The organism is Candidatus Dadabacteria bacterium, from assembly GCA_026706695.1.
In the GTDB taxonomy this organism is placed as follows: domain Bacteria; phylum Desulfobacterota_D; class UBA1144; order Nemesobacterales; family Nemesobacteraceae; genus Nemesobacter.
This window is the reverse complement of sequence record JAPOYE010000095.1, coordinates 1-8567: the sequence shown is the minus strand read 5'-3', so window position 1 is coordinate 8567 and position 8567 is coordinate 1. Positions and strand designations below refer to the sequence as shown.

General features: G+C 45.5%; 6 protein-coding genes. 2 read left to right on the top strand and 4 right to left on the bottom strand.

The genetic code is table 11. From position 1 onward, the window contains the following. The first annotated feature begins 412 nt into the window (after positions 1 to 412). On the top strand, positions 413 to 640 hold the full coding sequence (locus OXG10_07235; GenBank protein ID MCY3827150.1) for a hypothetical protein: 228 nt from the start codon (positions 413 to 415) through the stop codon (positions 638 to 640). Positions 641 to 815: 175 nt separating this feature from the next. Continuing rightward, the gene (locus OXG10_07230; GenBank protein ID MCY3827149.1) at positions 816 to 2906 is read left to right on the top strand and encodes a DnaJ domain-containing protein; all 2091 of its coding nucleotides are present in this window, start codon (positions 816 to 818) and stop codon (positions 2904 to 2906) included. Between the two features lie 985 nt (positions 2907 to 3891). Here the strand turns inward: OXG10_07230 and OXG10_07225 are convergent. The 4 genes from OXG10_07225 to OXG10_07210 form a co-directional block, all read right to left on the bottom strand. Further along, the gene (locus OXG10_07225; protein ID MCY3827148.1) at positions 3892 to 4803 is read right to left on the bottom strand and encodes a TIR domain-containing protein; all 912 of its coding nucleotides are present in this window, start codon (positions 4801 to 4803) and stop codon (positions 3892 to 3894) included. 533 nt (positions 4804 to 5336) lie between these two features. Beyond that, on the bottom strand, positions 5337 to 6005 hold the full coding sequence (locus tag OXG10_07220) for a TIR domain-containing protein (protein ID MCY3827147.1): 669 nt from the start codon (positions 6003 to 6005) through the stop codon (positions 5337 to 5339). An 85-nt stretch (positions 6006 to 6090) separates the two neighbouring features. Further along, complete coding sequence (dnaK, locus tag OXG10_07215; GenBank protein ID MCY3827146.1) at positions 6091 to 8010, bottom strand: molecular chaperone DnaK; 1920 nt, start codon at positions 8008 to 8010, stop codon at positions 6091 to 6093. Between the two features lie 26 nt (positions 8011 to 8036). After that, a partial coding sequence (locus OXG10_07210; GenBank protein MCY3827145.1) for a sigma-70 family RNA polymerase sigma factor occupies positions 8037 to 8567 on the bottom strand: 531 nt, incomplete at its 5' end.

Genomic DNA, 8567 nt, shown 5'->3' with positions numbered 1-8567 from the left:
AGTTCTCTGGCGATTTTAAGACTAGCGGCTCCTTTGGGATTAGAAGTAAGTAAGAACATTGCGAACAGCCCTTTTTGAAGAGGGATTTTAGACCGTCTCATTATCGTTCCTGTCTTAACAGAGAAATACTTATTACAGACCCTACAATGATATGGTAAGGGGGTTTCGTTAGGGACACAGTAGGTATCTAGACTTCCACAATGCTGACAATTGCACTTTCCGTAAACCACTTTCTAGCAGAGGCTTCATTCGGGAATTTCTCAAGGAGTTCTACGATTTCTAAGGTTTTCTTTCTCTGGGGCATATTACGTTATACCTCTGACGAAGAAGATGTTTGGGAAAATCAAAAGAAATCTTGCTTTTTTCCTTATAGGAAGGCATAGTCCTAAAAAAAGTCAAAGGAGAGTATTATATGACAAAACCAAAATTGACTAAGGAAGATCAGGAAATTAAAAAGAGCCAAGTAAGAGTCAGGGTTACGTACTGGTCTGCTGCTTTTCTATTTGCTGGGGGTTATGTCTTGACTGGAGCCCTTTTCTGGAAAGGAAAGTACACCGAAGCAAAGGACATGTTTCTCGCTATTCTCCCGGTAAGCGCCGCAGTCATCTCGTTCTGGTTCGCCGGGCGAAAATCAGGCTAAAAACATAAGAATTGCTATTAGAGGAAAAAAGAGCAAAGGCTCTTCTTGACCCCAATAGAACATCATACTAAATACCATAGAACCTTCTTGAAAAAATAAAACTTATCTAGTCAGATTAATAATCCCGTAAAATCTGGCGTAACGAAAGACCAAGTAAGGAGAAGCGAAAGAATTAATGTCAGATTTAATAAAACGATTGTTCGGAAATAGTTCCTCTAAGAAACCGGTTCGAGAAGACAGTACTGACGACTTGATTGTTGAGCGAGAATTGCGGTCGAACAAGAATTCCGTGAGTGATGTTTACTTCAGAACCATGGAAAAGATGCAAGAGGCGATTTCGAAACGGGATTACGAAAAGGCGGGTCGACTTGTCCGTGAAAACCTAGAATACATTCCCAAGTTTGTAAAGGAGACCTGCGCCGAATACGGATCCTTTGATATTTCTTCAATCCCAGCTTTGCAGCAAGGTGGAACAATACTTGCCATGCTCAACGATAATGAGGGGCTTGTTCGGATGCGAGAGATAGTGGCTTCTACGCCTGAGCTTTCGCCGTGGGTCGAGAAGGTTGAGCAACATCAGCGTGACCTGCATCTGTTTCAGGCAATTCTTGATGCGGTTAAAAAGCACCCGAACTGTCTGCAGACCGAAGTCAAAGGACTAGTTGGGGAAACTGATGGACACCGAGTAGCAAATCTTATCTCCTATCTCGATAAGGCTGGTAAAATCGTGCGCGTCAAGACCGGGCGTGCATATAATTTATTACCTTCAGATTCACCTAATGTCCCAACACCTCCTCCAAAACGTGTTGTTGGGTCGCATCGTACGCACCAAAACCCACCGAGGCTAAATGAAATTGATATTTCCTCGCTCAGTTACGTGCCATTGCCCCGAGCGCCGATGCGGTGGGAGGCACAATCCGCTCGCGAACAAAAAGAGATTCCAGAGCCGCAGAATTACTTCGAAGTTCATGATGCTGACTGGAGCATTACGGCGATCGAGAAAATACCGCTAGAAGAACGTCCGGATACAGCATTCCGACAGATGCATCCGACAGATTCAGGACTCTTCATAATAGATGACCTGGGTAATGCCGACGGTCTTGGTCAAATCGAAGCGGCCGCATTGCGTTACGATAGAAACGGGAAACTAGTTGCAAAGAAAGGGCTACAACACGCAGTTTATCGCATCGGTGTTCATTCCTTGGGGCACGGCTTGATAGCGATGTCGAAGGACTGTGTTGTCCACGCGTACGATGACAACCTTGAGCTGGCTTTGGAAACCGCACTGACCCAAGCCCCTGAGATTCTTCCTCTAATAAAAAGACTCAAGATTCAGGAAGATCAACTCAAAAACCATATTCGTTGCGTCTCTCTATCCCAAAACGCAACCCGTTATCTCTTTACCGCCGTGGATGAGGCGTGGTGCGTAGACATGGAAGGCAAGGGTCTCTGGGGTGTGAAAATGCCCTTGCAGGAAGGTTGGACGCGGGTAGCTACACCTAGCAACGAATTCGGAACGAGCGACGAGGTGAACAAAGCGCTTTCTCTCATGGGTCTCTCACTTCCACTTATGCCGAAGGATTTAAAGTTACGCTATCACGAACTCGCTAGGCAGCTGCATCCCGACCTCAATCCAGAAGACCCGCAAGCCCATGACAGGATGAAGGCACTTAATGCGGCAGCAGAAGTGCTTACTGGAGTTGATGCTAGATCTCTCCCAGAATATACCGGCGCTACTTTCGTTGCTGAGATGGAAAGCATGGAGTTTGAGGTTGACGGTGAAACATTCACTTTAAGCCTTGGCATGTCGGCTGATGAAGCCTATGCCTCCGATTGGATTTATGCCGCAGGTTTTGCGGCGAACTCAGACGCATCTTACGTTGCCAGTTACTCTGGTCGCGTCGTTTTGGTCAATGAGAAGGGAGAAGGAGTTCGGGTATATGATATTGGCAGCGTGCCACACAGGATAGTGGACACCGGAGATTATCTCTATTTGCTGACGGCAACTAGGCTCTACGTGTTGCGTGACGACGCATTGCACGCACTCGTTGACACTTTTGATGGCGGTGACCTTATTGTCGCACAGACGGGTTTTGGGTTGCTTGAAAAAAAGCGCTTGCGCTGGTTTCATGAAGATGGGAAGTACCTTGGGAGCATTATATCAAAGGATCCTATTCGCCGCGTCTATTCAAAGGGTAACGGGATTGTCGTTGAGACGCGTCAGAGAAGAGCGTTTGTTCAGGGCGTTTCTGCCTGGTGGGAGTAACATCATAGAGACGGAAAAAGTAGTATGGGGCACAAGAAACAGATGAAAGTGAAGTGCAGGCGGAAGCTAAAGATTGGTTAAGCAATGCCTACCAAAATTGGGTACAACATCTTTAGTTCCGTTAATTCAAAGGAGACTCAACCCTTAGCAAAAACATTTACAAGGTACAAGGAAGTTTAACAAACAAAAATTCCTAAAAAACTCACAAAAGCCTTATTGCCTTCATTTTCTGGTTAAGGAAGGTTACAACATAAGAAAGACGGGTGACTACTAATGCCCAAAAGTAAAATAAAAATGTTGTGGATACAAAGGTGTGATATTTGTAAAAGACCAGATTCGTTGAATTTTCATGTGCCTGATTATGTGTGAGAATCCATAGTACCTAAACAGTGCAGAAACGATGTTGTTTGTCTTGATTGTTTTGATAAGTCTGTTTCGGCTAAAGGAATACATTATGTTGACTATTTGAATAAGGAAATGTTTTTTTCGGGTGAAATAGGTTCTCTAATATTAAACATTGCTAGTAGATCGCAACCTGAAATTTAGATAATCAGAATTTATAACACAGACCATCTTTATCTCTGGAAAGGCATTCTTGACAAAATTTTCCGATAGACTTTCCCGTAGCTTTGCTTGAATCGGCTGACCTCACACTGTTTGCTCCATTGTAGGATCCAGGTCTAGTAGGCCATTTTGAGCAATTAGTGCAGAAGTGCCATATGTTTTTGTTGTCTTTTCTTTCACGGTATCTCACTAAGTGTTTCTCCTTCCGATTTTAGATATGAATTATCCAACAGCACTATGTCCCGCATTAATGGCATGCCGCAGAGTTGTCCCCGAACCACACATTGGATCAAGAATCTTGGAACCTCTAGGGAAACAGGCTAGTTTCTCCTTTGCTAAGTCTGGAGCCATTCGTGCTGGAGATGGGTTATAGGCCTCATTGGGAAATTTATCTCAAGAATGCTTTTTATGTGTTCTCAACTTAATATGAAAATTTAGAGCAGATAGCTTTCCAGATATATTCTGCTGTTTCTTGCGGAGACATAAAATCTACATTATGTGTAAAAGCTAACATTCCCATGGGTTTTAATTTAAGTTCTCCTTCGTGTTCTTCCACATAAATCATTTCGTTTGTTGATTTGTCTTCGTTCACATCTATACGGGTCCCATGTAGCATCCAAATTTCATCTCTCCCCATTCCCCCGTTTATCCATATTTTCAAGTTGGTTAATATGCTTCCATTGTTGTAAAGAGTAAACAGGACTTTCCTTGTTGTTATATTTTCGACCTCAAATTCAAAGTTCGGGTATTCATTCTTAGTTTCACCCGCAAATCCACCAATGGCGGAGACTATGTGTTCAAAAGATTCCCTAAGAAACTTTTTCTTTTCCTGATCGGAAAAGGATCTCCCAAGCTTAGGTATATAGGACTTTGATAAATTTGATTTATTCAGCTTTCGCCCCTCATCTTGTTTCTTTCTTCCGATCTTCTGGAGAAAAAGGTCCACAACCTTCTCAGGTTCCGTACTTTTTGCAGAAACATATCCAATCGTGTCAAGAAGCCCTGGAACCTCGCCGGAAAAACCATCAAGACGAACTGGAAGTATATATTCTTCTCCTTTTTCTTGAATGCTTTTCTCTATAGCGTTTCTAAGCTCCCATATAGTCCACACTTTCTTTAGATAATAATCTGAAAGAACTATTATGCAGTACCGGCTATCAGTGGAATATTTTTTTCTAAATTCAACCGGCAGGTCTTTTCCCCATAACTCTGCAGCATTAAATTCATCATAAAAAACCTCCACGTCTTGCGACCTAAGCATCGTAGCCACAGCTTCGGCAAAATCCCTGTCTTCACCCGCAAATGATAAGGCGACATCATATTTATATGTCATACACAGCAACCCCTAATCATCTCTTGTATATCATCAATAAAAAGATCGCTTAAAACCACTTCCGAACAATCAAAATATTGAGTTGAGAAAACATACCTCATGATAGGCGAATTTGGTGATAACGTACACAAGAATGATAAATCCGCATTCCATGCCATAGAAAATGACGAGCGTAACGGAAAAAACAGAGGAAAGCCAAGTGCATTTCGGCTCACCACAATGTTTCATCGGATCCATCTTGAAGTCAGTATCGTTTTTCTGTCTGACTTCATCATACACTTTCCGAAAGAGCCGCTCCTGCCAGAGGAAATAGCCGTCAAGCAACCAGAAACCTAGGACGGGAAGGAAGAAGGCTAGAATAATATAGGGATGTTGCAGTCCGTATCTAGCGGTTAACACTATTGATAAAGCGATTATAGTCATACTCCATCCCTTAAGCAGGAAAGAGTTGCTTCCCAACCGGTTAATGACGGCTTGCGTCATTTCCAAGTGTTTTATTACGCTATTCTTCTTATCTGTATTATTCAATTTCTCTAAGTATCTTTTACAATTTTCGTAATATTGTAATCATTTATTTTTTCTCTTATGTCCAAAGCTGTTTCGAGATACTTTTCTTTGTCGCACAAAAAGTCTTCCCACTTGACTGAATCGATGTAGGAATAATGTCCCATATAGACGGGATTTCCATAATGGTATGGACAGTTACTGTAAGTAGGTTGTTTGATATTGAACATATTATCTCTCAATATTTGAAACAGTTTGTTAGTGTGCAGTGTTCTGCAGTCACAAAAGGGGCAGGTATTTTCTTCAAGATAGTAACTATATGATGAATTCCAGTCTGGCAAGACAACCCCTAGTATTGCGTTTGTTCTGCTTGTCCGGTTATTCCTTGTAATCTCTTTCAGTGAATACGCGACTTCCCAAGGAATCCATTGATCAGATTCTTTTTTGTATGCCTCTTTCATCTGTGGGGAGATAAGTACAAGCGTTAAACTGCTGTCATATATTTTATCTTTTAAGTGATCGGCAATCGTTTCATCTTTGAAATCGCTTAGATCTTCATCGCCTTCTCCCTTATAAATTTCGTCGCCCTCGAACAACTCAATCAGCTTATCAACATAAGCACGCGCTGTTCCTTGGCCATTAATAGATTTGACAGAGTTATCAGAATGTTTATAGGAAACGAAAATTTTTCTGGCCATTTAGTTTCTCTATGTGTTTTCAAATACTAAATGCAACTTGCCCCGAGTTCAGTTTCTGGGGTTCACTTCTACGTCCCACCACCCCTTATTTCTGTTCGGTAAATTCGGCGTCTATCACGTCGTCGCCCGAGGTCGAGTTTCCCTGCTCGGAGGCTTGGCCCTCAGCTCCACCCTCCCCGGCGCCTGCAGAGGCTTCTTCCTGCTGTTTTTTGTACATCAGTTCCGCTAGCTTGTGAGAGACAGCGGTTATTTTCTCCGTCGCGAGGTCAATTTTGCCCAGGTCATCCGACTTAAGGGCTTCTCTTCCCTCTTCAAGGGCCTGTTCAAGCTCCTTTTTCTCATCGTCAGAGAGGCCGTCGCCAAGCTCCTGGAAACTCTTGTCGGTCCTGTAGACAAGCTCGTCAAGCTGATTTCTCTTCTGAACCTGCTCGCTTTTCTCCTTGTCCTTCTCGGACATCTTCTCGGCTTCCTCGACCATGGAGTCGATCTCGTCGCCGCTGAGCCCGCTTGAGGCCTCGACCTTCACCTTCTGCTCCTTCTGAGTCGCATTGTCCTTAGCGGAAACATGGAGTATTCCGTCGGCGTCGGTGTCGAAAGTTACCTCTATCTGCGGAATGCCCCTAGCCGCCGCGGGAATGCCAGACAGAATGAACCTAGCAAGCGTCCTGTTATCGGCAGCCATCTGCCGCTCTCCCTGCAGCACGTGGATTTCAACCGAGTTCTGGTTGTCCTCCGCAGTGGTGAATATCTGGCTTTTCTTGGTGGGAATGGTCGTGTTTCTCTCGATGATGGTGGTCATGACCCCTCCGAGAGTTTCTATGCCCAGTGAGAGCGGTACCACGTCGAGGAGAAGCATGTCGGTCACGTCTCCTCCAAGCACGCCCGCCTGTATCGCGGCCCCCATGGCGACCACCTCGTCCGGGTTTATCCCCCTGCTCGGGTCCTTTCCGAAAAAATCCGTAACGACTTTCTGCACAAGCGGAATTCTGGTCGATCCGCCGACCAGTATTACCTCGGCTATCTCGCCCGAGCGAAGCCCGGCATCCTTAAGGGCCTGCTCGCAGGGCTTGAGCGTGCCCTTTATGAGATCTTCGATCAACTGCTCGAACTTTGAGCGCGTTATCTTCATCACTAGGTGCTTAGGACCGCTTGCGTCGGCCGTTATAAACGGCAGGTTAATTTCAGTCTCCACGGTGTTTGAAAGCTCGATCTTGGCCTTCTCGGCGGCTTCCCTCAGCCTCTGAACGGCCATCTTGTCCGCCCCGAGGTCTATTCCTGAGTCCTTTTTGAACTCGGAGATGATGTAATCAATGACTCTCTTGTCAAAATCGTCTCCGCCGAGATGGGTATCGCCGTTTGTGGACTTAACCTCTATAACGTTGTTTCCGACCTCAAGCACCGATACGTCAAAAGTTCCGCCTCCGAGATCGTAGACGACTATCATCCCCTCTTTCTTCTTGTCGAATCCGTAGGCAAGCGCCGCGGCGGTCGGCTCGTTTATTATGCGCTTTACGTCAAGGCCGGCTATCTTCCCGGCGTCTTTTGTGGCCTGGCGCTGGCTGTCGTTAAAATAAGCGGGAACCGTGATAACGGCTTCGGTGACTTCGGAACCCAGGTAATCCTCTGCTGCCTTCTTAAGCTTCATAAGCACGTGCGCAGAGACCTGCGGGGGAGAATACTGTTTTCCCTCTACCTCTACCCAGGCGTCCGCATTGCCTGATTTTACGACACCGTAGGCAAGGCTCTCCGCTTCGCTCGATATTTCCTCAAATCTCCTGCCCATGAGTCTCTTGGTAGAGTAGACGGTGTTTTCGGGGTTGGCGACAGCCTGGCGTTTCGCCGGTCCGCCGACCAGAACTTCTTCTCCGTCCTTTAGAAACGCGACTACCGAAGGGGTGGTTCTCGTGCCTTCCTCGTTGATTATCACCTTCGGCTCGCCGCCCTCAACGATGGCTATACATGAATTGGTTGTTCCAAGGTCTATTCCTATTATCTTAGAAGCCATTTAATTCCTCCTGATTTTTCTTCTTATTACGGGTGAATTTCAAGTTTTTCGGCCATGTATCCCCTGAGTTTCCCTATAGACTCGGCCTGTATCTGCCTTACCCTCTCCTGGGAAACCCCGAGGTCACGGGCTATTTCGTGGAGTTTTCTTGGAGGTTCAGTGAAATACCTCTCGTTTATTACTTTTTTCTGCCTCTCTGAAAGCGTCTCGAGAGCTTCGCGCAGATTCTCCCTGGCAAGGCTGTCAAATCCGAGTTCGCTTAGCACCTGCTCCTGGTTATCCGACGGGTCAGGGAGCATTTCCCCGTAAGTGGCCGAGGAGTTGTCCCCGGCGGGATGTTCCGAAAGGGAAAGATCCCTTTTGGAAGCACGGACCTGCATCTCGGAGATTTCCTCTTCCTTAACGCCGAAATGGTCCGCAAGACGGCTTATGTCGTCGTCTTCCATGCGGGCGGCAGTTATCCCGAGCTTACGCTTAGCTCCTTCTATTCTCTGGAAAAGCTTCCTCTGAGACTGCGTGGTTCCGATTTTCACATTGCTCCAGAATTTCATTATATG